At 40.3% G+C, this 19,526-nt stretch carries 20 protein-coding genes; 5 read left to right on the top strand and 15 right to left on the bottom strand.

Going from position 1 to position 19,526, the window contains the following annotated elements; all coding sequences use genetic code 11:
* Positions 1 to 139 precede the first annotated feature (139 nt).
* Genes ACN6MT_RS04815 through ACN6MT_RS04805 form a run of 3 tightly spaced genes read left to right on the top strand, consistent with a single transcriptional unit; the run spans position 140 to position 2,510 of the window.
* Positions 140 to 937 carry an ABC transporter permease subunit gene (locus ACN6MT_RS04815; protein WP_419954942.1) on the top strand — a complete coding sequence of 266 codons (798 nt, stop codon included), beginning with the start codon at positions 140 to 142 and terminating at the stop codon, positions 935 to 937.
* The gene (locus ACN6MT_RS04810; protein WP_419954941.1) at positions 934 to 1,611 is read left to right on the top strand and encodes an ABC transporter ATP-binding protein; all 678 of its coding nucleotides are present in this window, start codon (positions 934 to 936) and stop codon (positions 1,609 to 1,611) included. The genes ACN6MT_RS04815 and ACN6MT_RS04810 overlap by 4 nt, the downstream gene beginning before the upstream one ends.
* Positions 1,608 to 2,510 (top strand): FixH family protein, encoded by a 903-nt coding sequence (locus tag ACN6MT_RS04805; protein ID WP_419954940.1) that lies wholly within the window; start codon positions 1,608 to 1,610, stop codon positions 2,508 to 2,510. Before ACN6MT_RS04810 ends, ACN6MT_RS04805 begins: the two co-directional genes overlap by 4 nt.
* 78 nt (positions 2,511 to 2,588) lie before the next feature.
* On the opposite strand, the gene ACN6MT_RS04800 is transcribed toward ACN6MT_RS04805, so the two are convergent.
* From ACN6MT_RS04800 to ACN6MT_RS04785, 4 genes are all read right to left on the bottom strand, one after another.
* Positions 2,589 to 2,822 carry a hypothetical protein gene (locus ACN6MT_RS04800; RefSeq protein WP_419954939.1) on the bottom strand — a complete coding sequence of 78 codons (234 nt, stop codon included), beginning with the start codon at positions 2,820 to 2,822 and terminating at the stop codon, positions 2,589 to 2,591.
* Between the two features lie 14 nt (positions 2,823 to 2,836).
* Positions 2,837 to 3,919: a PQQ-dependent sugar dehydrogenase gene (locus ACN6MT_RS04795; protein ID WP_419954938.1), complete on the bottom strand. Its 1,083-nt coding sequence runs from the start codon at positions 3,917 to 3,919 to the stop codon at positions 2,837 to 2,839.
* 15 nt (positions 3,920 to 3,934) lie between these two features.
* Positions 3,935 to 4,789: an HAD family hydrolase gene (locus tag ACN6MT_RS04790; protein ID WP_419954937.1), complete on the bottom strand. Its 855-nt coding sequence runs from the start codon at positions 4,787 to 4,789 to the stop codon at positions 3,935 to 3,937.
* Between the two features lie 72 nt (positions 4,790 to 4,861).
* Positions 4,862 to 5,527: a DNA alkylation repair protein gene (locus ACN6MT_RS04785; RefSeq protein ID WP_419954936.1), complete on the bottom strand. Its 666-nt coding sequence runs from the start codon at positions 5,525 to 5,527 to the stop codon at positions 4,862 to 4,864.
* 146 nt (positions 5,528 to 5,673) lie between these two features.
* Here ACN6MT_RS04785 and ACN6MT_RS04780 point away from each other — a divergent pair, with 146 nt between their 5' ends.
* Positions 5,674 to 5,829, top strand: coding sequence for a hypothetical protein (locus ACN6MT_RS04780; RefSeq protein ID WP_419954935.1), 156 nt, complete (start codon positions 5,674 to 5,676; stop codon positions 5,827 to 5,829).
* A gap of 44 nt (positions 5,830 to 5,873) precedes the next feature.
* On the opposite strand, the gene ACN6MT_RS04775 is transcribed toward ACN6MT_RS04780, so the two are convergent.
* The 7 genes from ACN6MT_RS04775 to ACN6MT_RS04745 form a co-directional block, all read right to left on the bottom strand.
* Positions 5,874 to 6,077: a hypothetical protein gene (locus tag ACN6MT_RS04775; RefSeq protein ID WP_419954934.1), complete on the bottom strand. Its 204-nt coding sequence runs from the start codon at positions 6,075 to 6,077 to the stop codon at positions 5,874 to 5,876.
* Positions 6,078 to 6,200: 123 nt separating this feature from the next.
* Positions 6,201 to 7,316, bottom strand: coding sequence for a PRK06851 family protein (locus tag ACN6MT_RS04770; RefSeq protein WP_419954933.1), 1,116 nt, complete (start codon positions 7,314 to 7,316; stop codon positions 6,201 to 6,203).
* Positions 7,317 to 7,527: 211 nt separating this feature from the next.
* Positions 7,528 to 8,004: a Cys-tRNA(Pro) deacylase gene (gene ybaK / locus ACN6MT_RS04765; RefSeq protein ID WP_419954932.1), complete on the bottom strand. Its 477-nt coding sequence runs from the start codon at positions 8,002 to 8,004 to the stop codon at positions 7,528 to 7,530.
* Positions 8,005 to 8,084: 80 nt separating this feature from the next.
* Complete coding sequence (locus ACN6MT_RS04760; protein ID WP_419954931.1) at positions 8,085 to 10,544, bottom strand: S8 family serine peptidase; 2,460 nt, start codon at positions 10,542 to 10,544, stop codon at positions 8,085 to 8,087.
* A gap of 165 nt (positions 10,545 to 10,709) precedes the next feature.
* Positions 10,710 to 11,360: a response regulator gene (locus ACN6MT_RS04755; protein WP_419954930.1), complete on the bottom strand. Its 651-nt coding sequence runs from the start codon at positions 11,358 to 11,360 to the stop codon at positions 10,710 to 10,712.
* Entirely contained in the window at positions 11,335 to 13,200 is a 1,866-nt protein-coding gene (locus ACN6MT_RS04750; RefSeq protein WP_419954929.1) for a GAF domain-containing sensor histidine kinase, read from the bottom strand. The genes ACN6MT_RS04755 and ACN6MT_RS04750 overlap by 26 nt, the downstream gene beginning before the upstream one ends.
* 354 nt (positions 13,201 to 13,554) lie before the next feature.
* A complete protein-coding gene (locus ACN6MT_RS04745; RefSeq protein ID WP_419956379.1) occupies positions 13,555 to 13,992 on the bottom strand; it encodes a hypothetical protein in 438 nt (145 codons plus the stop codon).
* A gap of 311 nt (positions 13,993 to 14,303) precedes the next feature.
* On the opposite strand from ACN6MT_RS04745, the gene ACN6MT_RS04740 reads away from it, so the two are divergent.
* Entirely contained in the window at positions 14,304 to 16,115 is a 1,812-nt protein-coding gene (locus tag ACN6MT_RS04740) for a TIGR04190 family B12-binding domain/radical SAM domain protein (protein ID WP_419954928.1), read from the top strand.
* Positions 16,116 to 16,150: 35 nt separating this feature from the next.
* Here the strand turns inward: ACN6MT_RS04740 and ACN6MT_RS04735 are convergent, their stop codons facing one another.
* Genes ACN6MT_RS04735 through ACN6MT_RS04720 form a run of 4 tightly spaced genes read right to left on the bottom strand, consistent with a single transcriptional unit; the run spans position 16,151 to position 19,478 of the window.
* Positions 16,151 to 16,858 (bottom strand): ABC transporter ATP-binding protein, encoded by a 708-nt coding sequence (locus ACN6MT_RS04735; RefSeq protein ID WP_063254716.1) that lies wholly within the window; start codon positions 16,856 to 16,858, stop codon positions 16,151 to 16,153.
* Positions 16,858 to 17,637, bottom strand: coding sequence for an ABC transporter ATP-binding protein (locus tag ACN6MT_RS04730; RefSeq protein WP_063254715.1), 780 nt, complete (start codon positions 17,635 to 17,637; stop codon positions 16,858 to 16,860). The genes ACN6MT_RS04735 and ACN6MT_RS04730 overlap by 1 nt, the downstream gene beginning before the upstream one ends.
* Positions 17,612 to 18,586: a branched-chain amino acid ABC transporter permease gene (locus ACN6MT_RS04725; protein ID WP_063254714.1), complete on the bottom strand. Its 975-nt coding sequence runs from the start codon at positions 18,584 to 18,586 to the stop codon at positions 17,612 to 17,614. Before ACN6MT_RS04725 ends, ACN6MT_RS04730 begins: the two co-directional genes overlap by 26 nt.
* A 13-nt stretch (positions 18,587 to 18,599) precedes the next feature.
* Positions 18,600 to 19,478 carry a branched-chain amino acid ABC transporter permease gene (locus ACN6MT_RS04720; RefSeq protein ID WP_063254713.1) on the bottom strand — a complete coding sequence of 293 codons (879 nt, stop codon included), beginning with the start codon at positions 19,476 to 19,478 and terminating at the stop codon, positions 18,600 to 18,602.
* Between the last annotated feature and the right edge of the window lie 48 nt (positions 19,479 to 19,526).

Here is a 19,526-nt window from a genome sequence, read left to right as displayed (position 1 = left end):
AGCGACGTAGTTGAGTTTGCATGCTCTTTTCTCAATCGTTTTCGCATATTTCAATGATAATCAATTTAATCGACCATAATGATAATTTAATTAGCTACACAGTTGAGAAAAGATACTTACTAAAAGGGAGACAAATACTATGCATTACATTTGGAAGGAATGGAAGGAAAATATAAGAGGAAAAGGATTTTGGCTCGCCTTAAGCATCATTGTTCTGATTTCAATTAGTATTTTGTTTCGTTCCACGGCCCTTTCATTTGATAAAGGCTTTTATGTCCTCTTACTGAATTTGTTTGATACGATTATTTATTTCATCCCGATTCTTTGCTTGTTTATCGGCGCCTTTTCTATTTTTCAGGAAAAGGAACAAAAGACGTTGATCATGCTGCTGACCAAGAAGGATAACTATACGAGCTTTTTATTACGAAAAAGTATAGGACTCTATACGGTTGTACTTATACCAATCATCGTGTGGTTTTTTCTTTATTTATTATTGCTTAAGTTTCAATTCCAGCTTGATATAAAGGCATATTCGATCTTTATTGCAGCCATTGTGACCATGTCTCTCGTGTTCCTGCAAATGGGAGCAGCTATCGGAAGCTTTAGCACTTCAAGAATGCAGATTATTGGGTATACCATATTTGTTTGGTTCTACTTTTTCTTCTTACACGATTTTCTCTTACTCTCACTGCTGCCTGACGTGACCTATGAAAATGTAAAATTATTTTCTGCAGGATACTTTTTAAATCCATTGCAGTCGGTAAGAATGTTCCTAGAAACAGGCATGGGTGTTTATTCCTTTGGTCACATGTCAAGGCTGCTCCAAGCCTTCATGTGGACCAAGCCCGTTTTCTTTTTACTCGGGAATCTGGTATTCTGGTTCATCAGCTCTATTGCTGCAGCGATTATTTTTCACCGTAAGGAGGGCTTTGAATGATTACGGTATCTGATTTAAACCAATCCTTCGGGAAAAAAGTCATCCTGGAGTCGATCAATATTGAGATTCATAAACATGAAATTTGCGCTCTTGTCGGTCGTAATGGTGCCGGAAAGTCAACTTTTATTAACAGCCTTCTTGGCCTTCTCCCTGTGAAACAGGGCTCGATTTTGATTAATGGCGTTCAAGTCACAAAAAAAAGTCATGAATGGAAAAAAGCAATCGCCTACTTGCCAGAAAAGTTCCAGCTCTATCCCATGCTGACGGGTCTTGAAAATATTACTTTCTTTGCTGAGGCTGTTGACAAGAAAGCTGAGCAAGAACGAATTGAGAAGGTTCTTAGGTCGGTAAGTTTGTGGGATGACCGAGATGTACAGGTCAAAAAATATTCAAAAGGCATGCTGCAGCGGCTTGGATTAGCTATCACACTCTATCAAGACTCAAGTATATTGATTCTTGATGAGCCTACAAGCGGAATCGACCCAATGGGAAGAAAGGAAATTTTAGAAGTGTTAAAATCGCTTCATGATAAAACCATCCTCATCTCCTCCCATCATCTCGATGAAATCAGGCAGGTCTGTACGCATGTCGCCTACTTAAATAATGGAAAAATAGAGAAATACACAGTGGAGGAATTCTTGCAAACACATAATCTTGGAGGGATAGAGTCATGAAAAAAGCGATAAGGTTGACTGCACTGCTGCTAGCAGCACTACTTGGGGGCTGTAGTGCGGGCCCTGACTATAGTATTGAAATCACAAAGCCGATTTACCAGGAGCCAGATAAGGAAATGCCTATGGAAATTCAAGTAAAGGAAAAAGACAAGGGAGTAACCGGTCTAGATGTTACTGCTGAATTCTCTATGACGAATATGGACCATGGAATGACAAAAGCAGAATTAACGGAAGGGGAAGATGGAATTTATTCCGGTAACGTTGAGCTTCCTATGCCTGGGAAATATGAAATACTCTTTATCTTGGAAAAGGATGGGGATAAGACTGAAAAAGTAATCAGTTATGAAGTGGAAAAACCGAACGGTGTTGCCTCCATTAATGGGGAATGGATTACCTATGAGGATTTAGATTTTTATAAGCTTATTAATTATCTCCAGCTTGCGATTAATCGTGAAACCGATCAAAAGCGCTACACAGGCGACCAATTGAAGGAATCCTTAGCCTATTGGACGGCTCAAGAAAAGCTGGTTGAAGATCAAAACCAATTATTAACCCAGATTATCCGCCTTCGTTCAATGGCCATGCTTGCTGAAGAAAAAGGACACACCGCGACCGACGCAGAAATCGAAACAGAACTCAACAAGGTCCGGGCTCAATACGATCAATTCGCCTCAGCAAAAGCGATGATCAACGAATACGGTGAAGAAAAATTCTGGGAAACTGAAAAGCAGCAATACCAACTCATCGTCCTTTCCCAAAAAGTACAAAAAGACATGATTGAAAAAGTAAAAAAAGAAAACCCAGAAATGAGCCAACAAGAAATCAACTTCCAAGCCCAAAAACAATACGAAGAACTCCTAGTCTCACAAGTTAACTCATTAAAAATAGAAATCCTTTAAATCATCCACTACCACCACCAAATATACAAAAACCGCTGCATAAACAGCGGTTTTTGTATATTTGGTGCCTGTCACCGTTTAGTCTTCTGGTGTGTTAATAATCTTTAGGGTTTTGAAGCCGAGGTTGATTTTGTAGTTTAGGTTCCAGTTTGCGCCATGGATTTCGATTTCGTTTTCTTGGAGGGTAAATCTGAGCATGACGTCATTGTCTTCGTCGATGATGACGTAGGCGTTTTTGTTTGTAAAGATTTGATAGGTGGGATGGGCAATCAGTGTCCACCCGTATTGTAATTTATTGCTTTTTGTCGTCATAATCACACCAGCCTTTACCCGTTCAGATTGGTTAGCAGCACTCGGTACAGCTTGTCATCCTTTTCATCAGGATTTCCTCTGCCATCTGTATTGTTGCTGACAAAATAGAGGTATTCACCATCCACATACACATCACGTAACCTGCCTAATCCTGTAATAACCGGCCTGGTTGTATTCTTTTCCAGGTCAAATTCCCGGATTGCATTTCCTCTTAATGTTGCTGCATAGAGCTTCCTATTGTGGGTCGCCATTCCTGAAGGAGCCCAGGTTTCGTCACCTGACTGAAACAAAGGTGTCTCCATTCCAGCTTTTTTTTCATTTCCCTGGATCACTGGCCAGCCATAATTTTCACCTGGCTTTATTAGATTCACCTCATCGTGGGCAGATTGACCATGCTCACTGGCATATAACGTATCATCCATCCACACTAGACCCTGAGGATTCCGATGTCCATAGCTGTAAACATAGGAATTTTGAAATGGATTATCCCCAGGAATACTGCCGTCTACATTCATTCTTAAAATCTTCCCATTCAAGGACTTAAGATCCTGTGAAAGTTCAGGGGTAGTGGCATCGCCTGTAGTAATGTACAGCTTTCCATCCAGTCCAATCTTCAGACGACCTCCATGGTGGTACGCGGCACTCGGAATCTCATCAAGCAGAATCCTTTCTTCCGTCCACTTATTCCCTGCCAGCTGCAAGACTACAACACGGTTAAACTGTCCCTGTCCATTCTCATACGTATAATACGCATATGCCTTTTGATTCTCAGGGAATTCCGGATCTAGGACAAAGCCAAGCAGTCCAGCTTCCGCTGCTTTTGCGAGCGGCTTTCGTAACTCTACTTGTTGTCGCTCCATTTTCCCATTATCAACCTTCACGATACTTCCTGTTCGTTCACTCACATAAAAAGTCTCATTAACCTTATTAATCGACCATGGGACACTCAGTGTATCAGCAACAACTTCCATTTCTGGCTGCAGGACAATTGCTTCATCCTCTTGGTGGTCTTTCGGCTGCAGCTTTTCTTTTTCAAAAAGGGAACAACCTGATATCAATAGGATCATTGATAAGAAAATGGAACATACTTTGACCATCCATCTCTTCCTTTCTTATAAAACTTCGAGGATCGCCTTGGCTACACCATGTTCTTCATTTGTAGCGGTGATGACATCACAAAGAGATTTAATTTCATAATCAGCATTTCCCATCGCGACGGCCCTGCCGACCCGCTCAAGCATGGAAACGTCATTAAAACTATCACCCATTGCCATCGTTTCTGACATATCAATTCCTTTTGATTGAACAAACGTTTCTAACGCAATTCCTTTTTGAGCATTTCGATGTGTTATTTCTAGATTGTTATGTCCTGAACTAGACACTGCCAACTGTGTTAATTCTTTTAGTGCGTCTTCACAAGCTCCACGCCTGTCTGCATCCATAGCAAATCCAAATAGCTTGTAAATTTGATGTGTTTCATCATTGAATAGAAGATCATAGCTATCAACCTGATGGACTAATCCATGACGAGTTCGCTCACCTGCTCGTTTAACTACATCTTCCCGGTCCACATCAGGATTCGCACTGACTACAATATCAACTAAAATTTCTACAGCTTTATTAGGATCTAGTGAGTATGTACCTTGATTTGTATATACTTCGAAATAGATATCCTTTTCCATTAGCTTTTCTGCGGCTTTTTTAGCTACGTGCTTTTCAATGGGTACGGCAGAAAGTATTTCTCCGTCTTTTGTGCGGACTTCTGCTCCATTTACACATATGGCCGGGCAATCGATACCCGCTTCATCAAGTACAAACCGTATTTCCTGATAAGATCTCCCCGAGGCGATAACTACTTCAATTCCTTGGGCCTGGGCTTTTAGAATCGCTTCTTTATTTTCCTGACTAACTTGTTGGTTTGAATTTAATAAGGTACCATCCATATCTGAGGCAATGCACTTAATCATGTTGTTCACCTGTTTCCTTTATATGTTATTGCCATTCTAACATGATTCCACTAGACATTTTCACCATTATGCTCATGAAAGATACTTACTGCCTTCTCTAACACTTAAGGAAGCTAGCTCATGTCCTTCAATAAACTTCTTAACGGACACTGGGTTGGTTTTGGAGTATTCTCTTAACGCCCAGCCTATCGCTTTTTCAATAAAGAATTCTTTACTATCGGCATTCTTTATGATGTATTCATAGAGAAGTTCTTCATTGGTTTGCTGTTTAAATTTTAATTGAAAAAGAATTGCCGTTCTCCGCAGCCAAACGTTATCATCGACCGCCCAGCCATTAATCGTCTCTTCTATTACTTCAGGATACTTCCGAGCGAGTTCTCCCACTAAAGGGGCAATGGAATCAACACTATCCCACCACGATTTGGTTGTGATTAACCGTTTTATAAAAGCAATGCTGTCTTTCGGTAATTTCTTTACGAATTTCCCCATATAGGTAATCGCGGTATATTGATATTCTCTTTCATCTTTCTCCCATAGTTCTTCAACAAAATCCTGGTTAAATGGCTGTTTCAACATCTCTGTTTCTTTAAAAAATTCCTTCTCAAGCTCTTTGCGAAGCGGTGACTTCATTCCTAAGAAGGGAAAATGGTCTTTCATATACTTTTTCATTGGACCTGCATTTTCTTCATTCCGGTGTTCTTCATACAAAAGTGTTAGTCGCTCAATATCTTTTTTCAAAAACGTTCCCCCTAGAAAATGCGATCATTCTATTTTAACTCTCCTAATAATTCTATAAACACTGTCTATCCCCTCTATAAAAGTGCATAAAGAATGATGCAAATGCCAAACTAAACTGTACCGATAGACGAAAGGAGACAATTATTATGACAAAAAAGGTTAATAAAGGCAGTCAAAACCAAAACTCACCGCGTGCAGGACATGCAGAGGCTGAATTTGCTAGTGAGTTCGTAAGCGGAGATAACAGCAAGGGAAATAAGCGAAATAAGAGCCAGCAAAGCAAGACCAATCCTCATGAATAAAAGAGAGTCGGCTTACCGCTTTGGAAGGCCGACTCTCTTTGGGTTTACTGAGGGGTGGTAATGGCTGCAGGCGAAGTTCGAATATCTTTATGTTCATCATGATTGAACTGATTCTGCAGCTCGATGTTAGCTTTTTCTGCCTCTGAACTTGCTTGTACGGGCTCATGAACCTTTCCATCTTCCAATTGGCTATTGATTTCAATGTTCGCTTCTACAATCTTATTTGATGAATTTGAATCATTTTTCACGATAAAAAACTCCTTCTGCAGTAAAATAATAGGCACTACTGTTATTTTCCCCCAGTCTGCATAGAAGTATCAAAAATAAACTGCCCCTATTTGGGACAGTTCACATACTTCCGCTTTTTCTTATCATGACTTGGTGTTTACAATTATATCATGCTCTAATTCTCGGATTTCCTCCGAAATTCTTTCCTGAATATGATCGACAACCGCAAAATTCATTGCCGGCACATAAATACCTTCAAGGTGATCATGAAGTTCTTTCGCTCTGGCTAAATACGAGATGGCTTCTTTCATTTTCCCTTTGTAGCTTTCAGCAATCGGCTTAATTTTATCCTCATAGGCTTCGTCTGTACCCGGGGTAATCAGCAGTTCATACATATCAATGATTTCATCGCTGTCACGGTCTGGAAAATACTCATGAGGAGCTGTACTGTCAAAGATGGCAATGCCCAGCTCTCTAAAAATCACCATATCCAAGCTGTTGGGGTCAAACCCACAGTGATAAACCTCTGCATCAATTCCTCTTTCTTCTGCAGCTGCCGCGAGCTTCTTCAGCATGGTTGATTTTCCGGAACCAGGACGTCCTTTAATGAAGTAACGTTTTTCGATATCCTCTGTTAAGTTCGGGACAAAATCCACTGCTCCTTTTGGTGTCGCCGCCCCCAAAAATCGATGGCGGATATCTGATTGCTTATTTATTTTTAACTTACCAAAAAAGGATTGAATCAATTTATTGGTTAGCTGGTCAGCCTTTTCGAAATCCATGTTCTCTATATAGATTTTCTCCCAGTCATCGTGCACATCTAAAGCCTGCTTAAAGGTTGAATACGCCAAATTAAAGGAGGCACTGATTTGATTGGTTAACCGCTGAATATTTTTTTTCTCACCGACAAGTGCCTTTGCATCCCATGCTGCCCCTAGATTGATATATTCTTCTACTGCTCCTGGAGTTTTCGGCTCTATTACATGTGGAGCTGTTCCATCGACAATCCCCACTTTTAATGCAGGAATGATTACTCCATCGATGGAATTATTATCTGACGAGCAATGTAGGAACTCAATCTCATATCCTTTTTCCTTCCACTCATTCCCTATGTTTTTCATCAACGTGGATTTGCCTGTTCCAGGACCGCCTTTAAGTATAAAGAGTCGTTCCAGTCCTTGGAGATTTGAATCATATAAGCTATGAAACCCTCTAGCTGTATTCCCGCCTGCATAATAGTTTTTTATCTTTCCTGCCACTCGCAAACACTCTCCTTTACGTGACATAGCAAAGTTTCATTTGTCTAGCTGCAGCGCCCGGGAAAAATTGAACTTCATTTTTCCTTAAAGAAAAAGCAGTCCATTTTTTCCTAGAAAAAAGCAATTTCCTTTTTTCCTTAAGCAAGGCGCTTCCGCTTTTCTTTTCACCATATCTTATGCAGGGTGTGTTTATAGGTGAATGCCTACTTCATTATTTTCTAACAAGGGGAGTTTCAGCCTTTGTCAGGTCGATTAAAAATTTTGGATTTATGACAATTTGGACACCTATTTTTCCAGCACTGACAACCATATTTTCCAGCTCTAAACAGCTTTCATCGATAAATGTCTTATATTCCTTCTTCATCCCAATCGGTGAGCAGCCGCCGCGGATATATCCTGTCCATTTAAGAATATCTTTAACTGGAACCATTTCCACATTCTTTTCCCCTGCAGCTTTTGCCGCCTTTTTTAAATCTAATTCAGCTTCTACAGGTATCACATATACATAAATGTTTTTACTTGCCCCTTGGGCGACCAGTGTTTTATATACTTCACGAGCCTCTCTGCCAATCTTCGCTGCAACAGAAATTCCATCTATTTGTCCATCTTGGTTATCGTATGTAAGCACCTCATAGGCAATCTTTTTGCTATCGAGAATCCGAATTGCATTCGTTTTGACTTTTGCCATTTTCATCATCCTAAAGTTTTTCTCTTAATTATACCAACTCAAATAAAAAAAGGAGAGCTGTATAACTCTCCTCCTACCCTTTACTGGAACCACGCCTGATAATAACGAGTAATGGCCACTGCATAGTCACCGCGGGTTATCTTTTTACCTGGATTAAAACTTGCTTCAACTGTTGGGAATAAATCATAAGAACCCTGCTTTACAGTAAAGCTAGCATTAAGAATATTTAAATCTAAGGCTAATTGAACGTACCCCTTCAAAGCATCTGGAATTAAACTGCTATCTTTTACTGGAATTCGCTCATCTTTATATTGAACGGTGACATCTCCACTAAATTCCTTCGCCTGTTTTTCTAAACCAAGTGCTTGAATAAGGGAATAAGCGAGCTCAGCGCGGTTGACCTCACCATTGGGATTAAAATTACCTGCGGTGTCAAGCTGCATGACGCCGCCCTGCGTTTGCAATCCATCACGGATTGCTGCCCCTTTTCCCACTGCCGCTTGGGCAAATGGAAGATCAGCTGCTGAAACGTCTTTCATGCTAACGGACTGACTTTGTCTGATTCCTGTCCCCATCACTAAGTAACGAGCTAATTCACTGCGTGTAAGATACTGCTTTGGCTTAAAACTCCCATCACCATAGCCATCCATAAGTCTTTCACTTACTGCCATTTGAATAGCAGAAGCTGCTGGATGTCCAGCAATATCTTTTAATCCTGAAAAACTACCTACCTTTGAGAAAGAAAGGGTGCCAGTAACCATTTCAGGCAGACCAACCCCAACAGGGTTAGCACCGTCTCCATGCAAGCCATCTATTTTCACCAGCCAATCTCCTGACTGTGGTGAAGTGACGGAAACGGTACGGTCATAATAAAGTGGAAACAGCAGGCTCACTCCAGAGCTATAGGTTGTTCCATCTGGACCTACAAGGATTAAGTTCAACGGATTTCCTGTTTGGCCAATTAAACCGGCAGCATCCATTCTTGCGCTGATTTGAGACACACCTTCAGGCACCTTAAATGAATAGGAATTGGACGACAATAACAGCGGATTATAGTCCACTTGAAATTCTGATCGCTCCACCGTTACATTTGCATTGCTATTAAAGGTTTGATAAGTATTTACGGTTTCGCCATATGATTTGCCAAACATGACATCCTCGAGTGCCGCATACGCGTTCACATACCCTGTTCCAACTTCCCATGCTTCATAACCTGGCATATTGGTTGAAGAATCCTGTAAAACCTTCTTAATTTCATCTGGAGAGAGGGTTGGGTCTGCTTCAAGTAATAGTGCAACTATACCCGCTACATGCGGAGTTGCCATCGAAGTTCCGCTCATGGATGTGTAAAATGGAAGATATGCAGGTTCTATCAGCTCCGCATCCGATGTAATAGCTAAGCTTGATATTGGAGCAAGGACACGTGTTGAGATAATATCTACTCCTGGAGCCGTAACACTAGGCTCATCCTTCCATGTCCATGTTTTCCCGTCCATTTCAAACGTACCTCCGACTCCCTTTGTACCTCTTGATGAAAAATCAGCTAATGAGCCATCCTTTTCACCCGCAGCAACAGAGATTACCCAAGGGGCTTTCGCATATGGATTATGCGTGTTTTCGCCTGGTCCTTCGTTTCCGGCTGCAAACAGGACGGTTATACCACGATCGTAAGCTGCTTTACTTGCTATATTAATAGGATCATTGGGATCAAAATCACCAGAAGAACCCCATGAATTTGTAATTACACGAATATTGTACTGTGATTGGTGTGTAATGGCATAATCAAACCCGCCAATCCCGTCGAGCACAAAGAGTGCAGCTCCTGAACCATAACCGATTAAATCCGCACCAGGTGCAACACCTTCATATTTTCCTCCTGAGGCAGCTCCTGTTCCACCCACTGTACCAGCTACATGTGTACCATGTCCTGAGTTGGTATCCGTATTCGGTACATTTTCTACATAAGTGATTGGAAGCAGTTCCGGTTCTAATGCATTTAAATTTGTACTCCCCATCACGTTTTGAACTAGGTGATTGCCAAACTGAAGGTCTTGATGTGTTCCATCAACACCGCTGTCATTTATGACCACACCTATTCCCTTTCCAGTCAGCGGCAGTCCGCCGTTTGCTTTTTGCATTGCCGCATCTGTTCTGGCTTTATCGACTCCTGTTAGATTACTTGCGTCAAAGTTTGAATACGTTAACCTTTTATTTAAATAGATTGATTTGATTCCCGGCATGGCTGCAAGCTTATTAATTTGTTCTTTTGTCGCTATAACGCCCGCAATTGGTAGTGATTTCATGGTGATTCCCGATAAAATGCCTAAATCTTTTAATAGATTAAGATTACCTGTTGTTGGTCCACCCTGTCCCTCAAAGGTTACAATCACTTGAAGTGGTTCTACAGCAGTTTCTAATGCTTTAACTAAGCTGCCATCAAGAACAGTAGATACAACACTTGTATTCGCCTTCGACTGTCCTGGAACCATTAGCGTTACTAATAATAAAAGCGTTAGAAAAATCGATACATATTTTTTCAAAGTCCATACCCCTCTCATCTTTATATGTCCATTTTCTTACTTTTTAAGAGGGGATACTATTCCGCAAAGGGCGTATTTAAAACGGGTAGAAGTACTATTTTATCTCATACAAAGGTAGTAGTCTCTTTTCAAAAGAGAAGACGGCCAGAGTCTTCTCTGGTCGTCTTACGGTAATGGTACTAACTGATTTTGTACCGCATAAATAACTACTTGTGAGCGGCTCTTTACTTCCAGCTTTTTAAAAATATTACTTACATGAATTTTTACTGTTTTATCACTAATAAAAAGGTTTTGAGCGATTTCCTTGTTATTCATTCCTTTTACGAGGCATAGAAGTACATCCTTTTCTCTTTCCGTCAACAAAGACTCCTTTTTTTCCACTGCCACACTCTCTTTTTTCGAAGGAGTAAAATTTAGAAACATTTTTGTCATCGCAGGGTGAATAACTGATTGTCCCTTTGCTACTGCACGAATCGCATCTACGACATGATCCGAAGGGGCATCCTTTAATAAATATCCATCCGCCCCTTCGCGAATGGCTGAAAGGAAATATTCTTCATGATCGTACATCGTTAAGATTAATATTTTTATAGAGGGATAAATCCTTTTTATCAATCCGGTAACTTCAATCCCGTTCCTTTCGGGTATATTGATATCCATTAATATGACATCTGGCATGAATTCTTCTACTTTTCCTAATGCCTCACCTCCATTTACTGCTTCACCGACCACTACAATATCTGATTCCATTCCCAATATATTTTTCAGTCCATCCCTTAATACTGCATGGTCATCGACCAGCATAAGCTTTATCATGAATTTTCCCCCCCTCAATTCCCATTCTAGGTACTGTTAACGTAATCTCTGTACCTGCCCCTTCTTTACTATCCACCTGCAGGGAGGCTTGAATCTTTTCCGCACCTTCGTTCATGTGTAATATTCCAAAATGCGGATGATTACGTGCTTTAATCATTGCTTGAAAAAGCGAGAATCCGCTTCCATTATCTTTCACCTTTAACAGGACATGTTCCTTTTGGAAGCTAATTAATATATCAATCTTTGTTGCCTCTGCATGTTTCAATGCATTTTGAGTACTTTCTTGAAAAATATCAAAAATGATTTTTTCCACCATCGGACTGAGCTGGAACTCCGGACCCCTGGTTTCTAACTTAATGGGTACATTGGTTTCCCTTTGGATTGTCTGAATTTTTGTGGCCATCGCCGATAAAAGGCCTTCTCTTTCTGTTGGATATGGGCGGAGGGCATAAATGGATTCTCTTACCTCTTTCAGACACTTACGTAATTTTACAGTGCTTTCATTCATTAACTGTCGGGACTCATCAGGTGTTTTCGTAAATTTACGATTGGCTGTATCCAGATTCATAATCGCTCCAGCGAGTGATTGTGCCACACCATCATGGATATCTCTGGCTATTCGATTTCTTTCCTCTAAAATTATCCTTTTTTCTTGTTCTGTAATTAGCCATCTTGTCTTAATTAATACAGCCAATTGATTCGCAAGAGTCGCAGCTGCCTGCTTATCTTCTTCAATAAAACTTTTCGTACGGCTTCTTCCAAAGATAAACAACCCTACTATCTCATCCTCCAAAATTAAAGGGGCATATAATAAAGAGCGGATTTCAGGATCTAATAATCCATTTGCAGGGCCTCCTGCCTCTTTTGTATTCGGATAAACTCTTAAACTTTTTATGTTATTGAAGCTATAAATCCTATCATCACTTAAAGATAAATTTTCTTCTGCTAAACCTACTGCAAGCTTTATCCTCCAGCTATGCTTATCCTTTTTTAAGAATACCCATGCATCGACATCGATGAATTCCTTTAAATTATCCTTCAAAAAATCGAGCCAATCTGCAGCGGCCATTTTCTTATTAAGTTCTGAAGAAATACTAAATAGTGCTTTCAGTTTTGCTTTTTCCCTTTTTAAATTCGCAATGATGGAACTTAACAAGGCAAAGCACACAAGGGGAGAAAAGAAGAAGAAAAAAGCGATTGCGTCAATTTCCCCTCTGTTTTGATTTCCAAAGAGATGAAAGAAAAAGAGGTAGATAAAAGAAATGATCAAACTATTAACTTCCTGCCCTGTTTTTTGCCTCCAATCTCGTAGACTATAGGTTTGCGGTCTAATTATAAGAAGGACATCAACAATTAAATTATTGATCACGTAAAAAGGAACCATTATAGCGGTGAAATGAACGACGCCGATTTGTACCCTCGGTTTCCCATCAATAGAATAATGTGAGAACAGCAGATCACCTATTAAATAAGCCAAATAAAAACTGACAATTAATAAAGCGGGATTAAATAAAACAATGCGGAGCGGCCGCTTCTTGAATACATTTACCGCACAGACCACAAGCGCGTATGTAAAAATTGAATATGGCAGTCCTTCCATAACATAAATGGCATATACAAGAGGGAAAGAAATCGTGATGGTTCCCTTCCAAACAGGCAGGGGAAACAGTTCGACAATCAATAGGAAAAGAACTAGAAGTCCTAAAATCATTGAATCATTTATTTCAGCTAATTTTAACAAACCCTGTTGTATAAAAAGCCAGCCGCCAGTACAGGAGATAATCAGCAAAAATAGTTTAGATTGGCGTTCCTTTATCTGTAAGACTGAAGACTCAATCATCCCTTCCTCTCCTCATCATTTAATTTTAATATTCTGATAATAATGTATCCAATACATCCTTCGCACACAAGCTGGTTTTTATTAGGATAATTGGGAAATTTTATTACACACAAAAAAAAACCAGACCGGTCCAATGATATTCACTGACCGATACTGGGACAAACCCTTTAGGTTTGTTGTTACTATTATGGCAAAGGAACTGTTACTTTCCTATTCTGCTAAAGGATTATTCTTTGGTACTACTTTTGTATTAACTCGTTTCCATGGAATCTACACATTGTTATCACCCGTTTGTTACTCTATTAATCCATCATTTAGTAAAATAAAAGTACTAGCTTCCTTACCCTTTTGCTTTTATGAACATCTAAATGAACGTATTCTCCTTAAGTCAGTTCCATAATATTCCCAACGGAACCTGCGCCAGCGATACCCTGCAACGGAATCTCTGCCTACGAATGTTGGATAAAACCAAAAGCTGTTACCATTGTTTAACCAAACAAAGGTAAAGCGGTATAAGCACCCTCTAATTGCACCCGGGTCTACTGCAAACAATGAAGGTGATTCTTGTGGTGTGTAAGAGGGTGGTGGTGAAGCTGGCGGACCGCCTTGCTGCTGTCCTCCGGATGGCGGAAACCCTTGTTGCCCTCCTCCAAACGGCGGGAAACCTTGCTGACCTCCTCCGAATGGTGGAAAACCTTGCTGTCCACCGCCAAATGGAGGGGGCATGAATCCAGGCTGCTGCCCTCCTCCAAAACGAGCTAGCAGATCGCTCTGTTCTAAAATTGGATACATTCCATAATCATTGGGATAACCATAATAATACAAGACATATTCCTCCTTTATGTGTTTACCCTATAAAATATGCTTAATCGATGATTTGGGTTTAATTTATTTCCACGGAATCTCCACATTGTTGTCACCCGTTTGTCACTCTATTAATCCATCATTATAGTAAAATAAAGGCAGATAGAAAATAATTACAGTTTTGGATTTTGGCAAGAGCTTATCTGATTATAACGTTGCCACGTTTAAATTAAAGAAAATATGTGAAAACTTTCACAAATATAAATATAAATATTTTTAAATGGAAAAGGGTGGCAAAAATGAGGTATGATTTAGTCCTTTTACACGCACCAAGTGTTTATGACTTCCGAAAAAATTCCCTGCTTGCAGGTCCAATCAGCGATGTAGTGCCGTCATCACCAGTGTTTGAAATGTATCCCATTGGATTAACAAGTATTGCTGACTATTTAGAGCGGTTCGGACTTCGTGTAAAAATTATTAATATCGCGAACCGAATGCTGATGAGTGAGAAATTTGATGTAGAAAAAAAGCTCAAAAAAATCAAAACACGTGCGTTCGGGATTGACCTGCACTGGCTTCCGCATGCACACGGCAGTATCGAACTAGCTAAAATTGTAAAAAAGCTTCACCCTAATGCACCGATGATTTTTGGGGGCTTATCAGCCACCTATTATCATAAAGAGTTAATTAAATATCCTTTTATTGATTTCGTTATGCGTGGTGACTCAACAGAAAAGCTTATGCTTCTGCTGATGAATAAATTGGAGCTTGGAAATACGCACTATGCTGACATTCCAAATCTAACTTGGAAAAAAGGCAGTGAGATTGGTTATAACCCCCTCACTTATGTACCAAAGGATTTGGATGATATTGATGTTCCAGGCTACCGGTACACCGTCCGGTCTGTCTTTAAATATCGTAACTTCCTTGACCCGCTGCCATATAACGGCTGGCTGCAATATCCTAATACCGCATTACTGACAGCAAGAGGCTGTTCGCAAAACTGTCTCATCTGCGGCGGTTCAAAGGACGCTTATGATCAAAACTGCGGCAGAAGTTCTTTAGCATTACGGTCTCCAGAAAAGCTGGTTGAAGACATTCAATTTATCTCACGCTTCAGCCGTGCTCCAATCTTTATCCTGCATGATCTGCGTCAAGGCGGACGTGAATATGTAAAGGAATTCTTCAGCCGTCTTAAGCAGCTTAATCTTAAAAATGAAATCGTGTTCGAATTATTCCAATACGCAGGTGAAGAGTTCTTCCAGATGATGAATGAAAGCTGTCCAAAATACAGCATTGAAATTACGCTTGAAACTCATGATGAAAAAATTAGACGCTATAATGGTAAGTTTAATTGTACCAATCCAAAGGTAATTGAAACGCTTAATTTCGCCTTAAAACATGGTGCCAAGAAAATCGATTTATTCTTTATGACAGGTATTCCGAGTCAAACCTATCAAAGTGCGCTTGAAAACATTGATTTCTGTGAAGAAATTCATCTTGCATGCAGCCAAGATCCAAGACTTTTCTACTTTGTCGCACCGCTTGCACCGTTCCTTGACCCTGCAAGCCCAGCTTTTGAAAATCCAGAGCTTCACGGCTTTAAAAAATTCTGTCATACCCTTGAGGACCACCGCAAGGCCATTACCCAGCCATCTTGGAAGCATATGCTAAGCTATGAAACAACTCAGATGACACGCGATGATATCGTAAGATCAACCTATGATTCTGCTCAAAAATTAAACGATTTTAAATTAAAGTACAATCTGATTGAACAAGACGGCTACGAAGAAATTAAAGGTAAGATTGAAAAATCACAAGCCTATATTGAAAAGATTGATTATGTCCTTTCTCTTCCTGAGGCAGAACAGCAAGTAGAATTAGCAAAAATACAAAAAGAAATTGAAGAATTAAATAAATATAGCATTTGTGGTAAGAACGAATTAAAGTGGGAGGTTCAAAAGAATTATGCGAACTTCTTCTCCCTGGCATTAGTTGGTTTAGAGCAGCTATACGAAGAGTATGCGATTAAAATTAAACATGCTTTCCAGCCAAAGCTCCGCCACCAATTCAAACTTGAAACGCAGCACCAAAAGGCAAAAGTGTACTAATCCCTGAAAAAAGACATGTGAAATCACATGTCTTTTTAATGTCCACCTAGGTAGGCCATTCTTATTTGGTCACTTTGATTCAATTCATCTGAAGAGCCTGATAGGACGATTTTTCCTGTCTCAATGACATAGGCTCGGTCTGCAATGGATAAGGCCATATTCGCATTTTGCTCGACCAACAGGATGGTAGTACCCGATTTATTAATCTCTTCGATGATTTTAAAAATCGTTTTAACTAATAGAGGAGCAAGCCCCATTGAAGGCTCGTCTAATAGCAAAAGCTTCGGACGCGCCATCAAGGCTCTGCCCATCGCAAGCATTTGCTGCTCGCCCCCGGATAATGTACCAGACAGCTGCTTACGGCGCTCTAGAAGGCGCGGGAACAAGCTATAGACCTTCTCAAAGTCCTCCTTAATACCTTGTTTATCTTTTCGTAAATAAGCACCTAATTCAAGATTCTCTTCTACAGACATATTGGCAAAGACACGGCGTCCTTCAGGAACATGGGAAAGTCCTTGTTTTACAATGGTTTGTGCTACCTTCCCTGAAATCGATTGGCCCTCAAACAAAATGCTGCCGTTTTTCGGCTTTAGTAATCCGGAAATCGTCTTTAACAGTGTACTTTTCCCTGCTCCATTCGCTCCAATCAAGGTAACGATTTCCCCTTCATTGATATCGAGAGAAACGCCCTTTAAGGCATGGATATTGCCATAGAATACATTGATATCTTCAATTTTCAGCATTACGAAACCTCCTCCCCAAGATACGCTTCGATGACTTTTGGATTATTTCTGATTTGCTCGGGAGTCCCATCTGCAATAAGCTGACCGTGGTCAAGTACATAAATCCGCTCACATACACCCATAACAAGGAGCATGTCATGTTCAATCAAAAGAATCGTTAAATCAAACTTTTTACGAATTAAGGCAATGAGATTCATTAATTCTTCTGTTTCCTGTGGATTCATACCCGCTGCAGGTTCATCCAGCAGCAATAATTTCGGATTCGCTGCCAGTGCTCTAGCAATCTCTAGACGGCGCTGCTGGCCGTACGGCAGGTTCTTTGCCTTTTCATGTAAAACATTATCTAAATTAAAGATCTTCAAAAACTCTATCGCCTTTTCTTCCATATACTTTTCCTCTGAAAAGTGCTTAGGGAGGCGGAAAATCGAACTCATAATCGAATGCTTTGCAAGAGAGTGGTAGGCTACCTTTACATTATCAAGCACCGACAATTCATTAAACAAACGAATGTTTTGAAAGGTTCTGCTGATTCCCTTTTTCGTAATCTTATAGGGTGCTAATCCATTTAATTTATCTCCATCTAGCTCAATACTGCCTTCAGTTGGTACATATACGCCTGTTAACAAGTTGAAGAATGTGGTTTTACCGGCACCGTTTGGCCCAATTAACCCTACTAATTCACCTTGCTTCAACTCGAGGTTCACGTCTGAAACAGCCTTTAATCCGCCAAAACGGATGCCTGCATTATTTACTTTAAGCAACGGGTTGTTTGCTGTCATCATTGACTCCTCCTTTTCCAGACTTACCAAACTTAAAGAATGAAGTTAATTCTCTTGTTCCCATAATTCCTTGTGGACGGTAAAGCATCATAATGATTAATACTAAGCTATAAATAATCATCCGAAGTTCAGGATAGCTTTGCAGATAGGTCGAGACAATCGTTAGCAGGATGGCCGAAAGTACCGCCCCAGATAAACTGCCTAACCCGCCGAGAACGACAAAGATTAGGATATCAAATGATTTTAAGAAACCGAAGTTCGTCGGCTGGATAATGAAAAAGTTGTGCGCATATAAAGCACCCGCCACTCCAGCAAAAAATGCCCCAATGGCAAACGCAATGACCTTATAATAAGTAGTGTTAATCCCCATGGCGTCCGCCGCAATTTCATTTTCTCTTACAGAGATACAAGCTCGTCCATGCGTTGAATTCGTAAAGTTCCTGATGACAAGAAGTGTTAAAAGGATACTCCCGAAAAGCCATGGCCAAGTAGTCAGCTGCGTAACGGTCATCCCGCTTGCTCCGCCGACATACTCAATATTTAAAAAGATAATCCGGACAATTTCACCAAATCCCAGCGTGGCAATTGCAAGATAATCTCCTTTTAGCCGAAGTGTAGGAATTCCAATAATTAAACCTGCAATAGCGGCTGCAACTCCTCCCGCCAATAACCCCAGTGAGAATGGCAGCTCTAATTTCATCGTAATAATAGCAGATGCATAAGCACCAACAGCAAGGAAGCCTGCATGTCCAATTGAAAACTGACCTGTAATTCCAATAATCAGATGTAAGCTGGCAGCAAGAATTATGTTAATACCAATAAAATAAAGTGTGTTTACATAAAAGAAATTAATGATTTCGCCAGTAATTAAAAATTGCATGACAATACCAAAAACAACGGCTAAAACGATTGATGACCAAAAACCTTTCGCACCTTTAAGAATATTCATCGCTAAAGCCCCCTTACACTTTTTCCCGTACATTTTTACCGAATAAACCGGCTGGACGGAAAATCAAAATTAAGATTAGTACGACAAACGCTACGCCATCTCGCCATAAGGAGAAGCCAGCAGCACTTACAAGTGACTCAATGACACCCAATAACAAGCCGCCAACCATTGCGCCTGGAATAATTCCGATACCACCCAGTACGGCCGCAACGAAGGCTTTAAGTCCTGGAATAATCCCCATTAATGGTTCAATCTTTGTATAATACATTCCAAACGCAACACCGGCTGCACCTGCTAGCGCAGATCCAATCGCAAAAGTTGCGGAAATGGTATTATTAACGTTTATTCCCATCAGTCTTGCAGCGTCCATATCGTGGGATACAGCACGCATTGCCTTCCCAATTTTCGTCTTATGAACAATAAATTGTAATAAAATCATTAAAACGAGGGATGTACCTAAAATTAGCAGTGACTGACTGCTTACTTTCACTCCAAGGAAATCGATGCTTGTTGCTGGAATTAGATTGCCGGGATACGCCTCTGGCTGAGCACCGCGTACATAAATCATCCCATATTCAATTAACAGAGAGACTCCAATTGCAGTAATGAGTGCTGCAATCCTAGTGGCATTACGCAAAGGTTTATAGGCAATCCTTTCAATGAGAACCCCTAAGATGGCACAAGTTACCATGGAAATAAGCAAAGACGGGAAAAATCCTAAATCTAAGATAGTAATAGAATAAAAACCGATAAATGCACCAACCATGAAGACGTCTCCATGAGCAAAATTAATTAATTTTACAATTCCGTAGACCATTGTATAACCAAGGGCTATTAACGCATATATACTGCCTAATGACACCCCGTTAACCAGCTGTTGTAAAAATTCCATGTCTAGTCTCCTCCTAAAATTAGGAAAATATATTTCTAAATAGGAATA

Source organism: Neobacillus niacini (assembly GCF_048572935.1).
GTDB classification, from domain to species: Bacteria; Bacillota; Bacilli; order Bacillales; family Cytobacillaceae; genus Neobacillus; species Neobacillus niacini.
Note: the sequence above shows the minus strand (reverse complement) of the source record. Positions and strands in the feature narration are given on the sequence as shown.

Excerpts from the sequence above, each read along its gene's own strand:
- ACN6MT_RS04790 (WP_419954937.1), bottom strand. The coding sequence starts at position 4,789 with ATGATTAAGTGCATTGCCTCAGATATGGATGGTACCTTATTAAATTCA.
- ACN6MT_RS04730 (WP_063254715.1), bottom strand. The coding sequence starts at position 17,637 with ATGACAGCAAACAACCCGTTGCTTAAAGTAAATAATGCAGGCATCCGT.
- ACN6MT_RS04745 (WP_419956379.1), bottom strand. The coding sequence starts at position 13,992 with ATGTATCCAATTTTAGAACAGAGCGATCTGCTAGCTCGTTTTGGAGGA.
- ybaK (WP_419954932.1), bottom strand. The coding sequence starts at position 8,004 with ATGGCAAAAGTCAAAACGAATGCAATTCGGATTCTCGATAGCAAAAAG.
- ACN6MT_RS04805 (WP_419954940.1), top strand. The coding sequence starts at position 1,608 with ATGAAAAAAGCGATAAGGTTGACTGCACTGCTGCTAGCAGCACTACTT.
- ACN6MT_RS04740 (WP_419954928.1), top strand. The coding sequence starts at position 14,304 with ATGAGGTATGATTTAGTCCTTTTACACGCACCAAGTGTTTATGACTTC.
- ACN6MT_RS04735 (WP_063254716.1), bottom strand. The coding sequence starts at position 16,858 with ATGCTGAAAATTGAAGATATCAATGTATTCTATGGCAATATCCATGCC.
- ACN6MT_RS04755 (WP_419954930.1), bottom strand. The coding sequence starts at position 11,360 with ATGATAAAGCTTATGCTGGTCGATGACCATGCAGTATTAAGGGATGGA.
- ACN6MT_RS04815 (WP_419954942.1), top strand. The coding sequence starts at position 140 with ATGCATTACATTTGGAAGGAATGGAAGGAAAATATAAGAGGAAAAGGA.
- ACN6MT_RS04725 (WP_063254714.1), bottom strand. The coding sequence starts at position 18,586 with ATGAATATTCTTAAAGGTGCGAAAGGTTTTTGGTCATCAATCGTTTTA.
- ACN6MT_RS04800 (WP_419954939.1), bottom strand. The coding sequence starts at position 2,822 with ATGACGACAAAAAGCAATAAATTACAATACGGGTGGACACTGATTGCC.
- ACN6MT_RS04780 (WP_419954935.1), top strand. The coding sequence starts at position 5,674 with ATGACAAAAAAGGTTAATAAAGGCAGTCAAAACCAAAACTCACCGCGT.
- ACN6MT_RS04795 (WP_419954938.1), bottom strand. The coding sequence starts at position 3,919 with ATGGTCAAAGTATGTTCCATTTTCTTATCAATGATCCTATTGATATCA.
- ACN6MT_RS04720 (WP_063254713.1), bottom strand. The coding sequence starts at position 19,478 with ATGGAATTTTTACAACAGCTGGTTAACGGGGTGTCATTAGGCAGTATA.
- ACN6MT_RS04810 (WP_419954941.1), top strand. The coding sequence starts at position 934 with ATGATTACGGTATCTGATTTAAACCAATCCTTCGGGAAAAAAGTCATC.
- ACN6MT_RS04750 (WP_419954929.1), bottom strand. The coding sequence starts at position 13,200 with ATGATTGAGTCTTCAGTCTTACAGATAAAGGAACGCCAATCTAAACTA.